The organism is Nostocoides australiense Ben110, assembly GCF_001050535.1.
Lineage (GTDB): Bacteria > Actinomycetota > Actinomycetes > Actinomycetales > Dermatophilaceae > Nostocoides_A > Nostocoides_A australiense.
Genome location: NZ_HG764815.1, coordinates 3,346,531 through 3,348,740, shown reverse-complemented (window position 1 = coordinate 3,348,740; position 2,210 = coordinate 3,346,531). Strand labels below are relative to the sequence as shown.

Genomic DNA, 2,210 nt, shown 5'->3' with positions numbered 1-2,210 from the left:
GCTGGATCGGCAGCTCGCCCGGGCCGTGGGTCTCCAGGTCGGAGAGCGGGTGGGCGACGTCGATGGTGAAGGCGCCGACGCGGGTGCGACGCAGCGCGGTCAGATGGCCGCCGACGCCGAGTGCGGCGCCGAGGTCGCGCGCCAACGCGCGCACATAGGTGCCGGAGGAGACGTCCACCTCGACGTCGACGTCGAGCATGGGTATGCCGTCCGCCTCCACCGACCGCCGGTCGCGAATCTCGAAGCGGGAGACCGTGATCGGTCGTGCGGCCAGCGCGACCGTCTCACCACCGCGGACCCGGGCATAGGAGCGGACGCCGTCGATCTTGATGGCGCTCACAGCGCTCGGCACCTGCTGGATCTCGCCGGTGAGACCGGCAACCGCCGCCTCCAACGCTCCTGGTTGCAGGTCGACCGGTGTCGCCTCGGTGATCTCCCCCTCGGCGTCGTCGGTGACGGTGCTGGCACCCAGGCGGATCGTCGCGGCATACGACTTGTCGCAGCCGACGAGGAAGGTGAGCAGCTTGGTGGCGCGGCCGATGCCGAGGACGAGCACGCCGGTGGCCATCGGGTCGAGGGTCCCGGCGTGCCCGACCTTGCGAGTGGCCGCCAGGTAGCGCACCTTGGCGACGACGTCGTGGCTGGTCCAGCCGCCGGGCTTGTCGACGATGAGCAGGCCGTCGGGGGCCGGCTCGCGGCGTGGCGACCGGGTGTCTGTGCCCACGAGGCGCTACGAGCGGGAGATCTCGGCGTCCGCCGCAGCGTCGGCAGCGTCGTCGTCGTCCTCGTCGCCGTGCTTGTAGGGGTCGGACTCCCCGGCGTATGCCGCACCGGCCGCCGTGGCGGCGACCTCCGCGTCGCGGGCCTTGGCCTCACGGAGCAGACCGTCGATATGGGCGGCGCTGTCGGGCAGCGCGTCGGCGAGGAACTCCAGGCTCGGCGTCAGCCGGATGCCAAGGTGTTTGCCGACGAGGCTGCGCAGCTTGCCGGTGTTCTGCTGCAACAGTTTTGCGGTCTGCTCTGCTTGATTCTCGTCGCCGAAGACGGTGTAGAAGATGCTCGCATGCTGCAGGTCGCCGGTCACCCGGACGTCGGTGATGGTGACGAAACCGAGGCTGGGGTCCTTGACGGTGGCATCGAGGTTGCCCGCGATGACGTCCTTGATCCGTTCGGCGACCTTGCGAGCTCGTGCGGTGTCGACCACGGTCGCGCCTCCTTCACTCTCGGCGGGAAAAGCTGGGCAGCGCCCACCATATGTCAGGGTCACCCGTCCGGCGCGCGAGAGAATGGGCCGGCAGCCACCCGAATAATCACTGGCGGCGCCCCTCTTGGGACGGCATCCTGGTCAGCCGGCGCGGAAGCGGCCGAGGTGGCGTGCCACGATCTCGGTTCCGCGTATCGCCGCCCGACCCGTGCACGGCAAATGCATCCAGGTCACCACTCCAAAGGGTGGGGTTCGAATCCCCAGGACCGGCCGCCGGTGGCACCGGCGCGCCCGGCGCTCTGTGGTGCCGCTTCGCCCCTCGGGGCCGGGCGGCGAACCCCGCGCCGGGCCGCCGCCACCGGCGGACCGGCCACCCCGGCGCACAACTGCATACCCCAAACCGCTCCGGCACTGAGTCGTTCCACCGAACTGATCCATCCACCGAACTGATCCGAAGGAGGTCAGCCCATGTCCACCATCACCATCGCTCCCCGCCAGGTCGCCATCGAGACCAAGGACGGCCTGGTCACCCGCACCCTGACCTCGGGAAAGCACCGCCGGATCCGCGGCGCGACCTACACGATCGTGGATCTGCGCGAGCAGCTGCTCACCGTGGCGCCGCAGGAGGTCATGACCGCCGACGGCGCGCAGGTCCGGGTCTCCGCAGCCGTGCGGTGGGCGGTCGGCGACCCGATCGCGTTCCACGAGAAGGCCGTCGAGCCGCTCTCCAGCGTCTACCTGGCCACCCAGGTAGCCCTGCGGGATGCCCTCGGCGCCGTCGGGATGGACGCCCTGGCCCAGCGCGGTGCCCGCCTGCCCGTCGCCGAGATCACCGCCGCGGTCGCGGCCGTCGGACTCGAGGTCGGCATCCGCGTCGTCGAGGTGATCGTCAAGGACGTGATTCTCCCCGCGGAGCTGCGAGCGGCCGCGACGGCCGTGCTCGCGGCCAAGCAGCGTGGCCTCGCCCAGCTCGAGGCCGCCCGCGCCGAGACGGCGGCGCTGCGCT

At 71.2% G+C, this 2,210-nt stretch carries 3 protein-coding genes; 1 reads left to right on the top strand and 2 read right to left on the bottom strand.

The features are described from left to right. A partial coding sequence (truB, locus tag BN11_RS16235; RefSeq protein ID WP_083433817.1) for a tRNA pseudouridine(55) synthase TruB occupies positions 1–724 on the bottom strand: 724 nt, incomplete at its 3' end. Between the two features lie 6 nt (positions 725–730). Further along, on the bottom strand, positions 731–1,204 hold the full coding sequence (gene rbfA / locus BN11_RS16230) for a 30S ribosome-binding factor RbfA (RefSeq protein WP_048699408.1): 474 nt from the start codon (positions 1,202–1,204) through the stop codon (positions 731–733). Positions 1,205–1,672: 468 nt separating this feature from the next. On the opposite strand from rbfA, the gene BN11_RS16225 reads away from it, so the two are divergent. Then, the coding region (locus tag BN11_RS16225) for an SPFH domain-containing protein (protein WP_048699407.1) at positions 1,673–2,210 on the top strand (538 nt) is incomplete at its 3' end.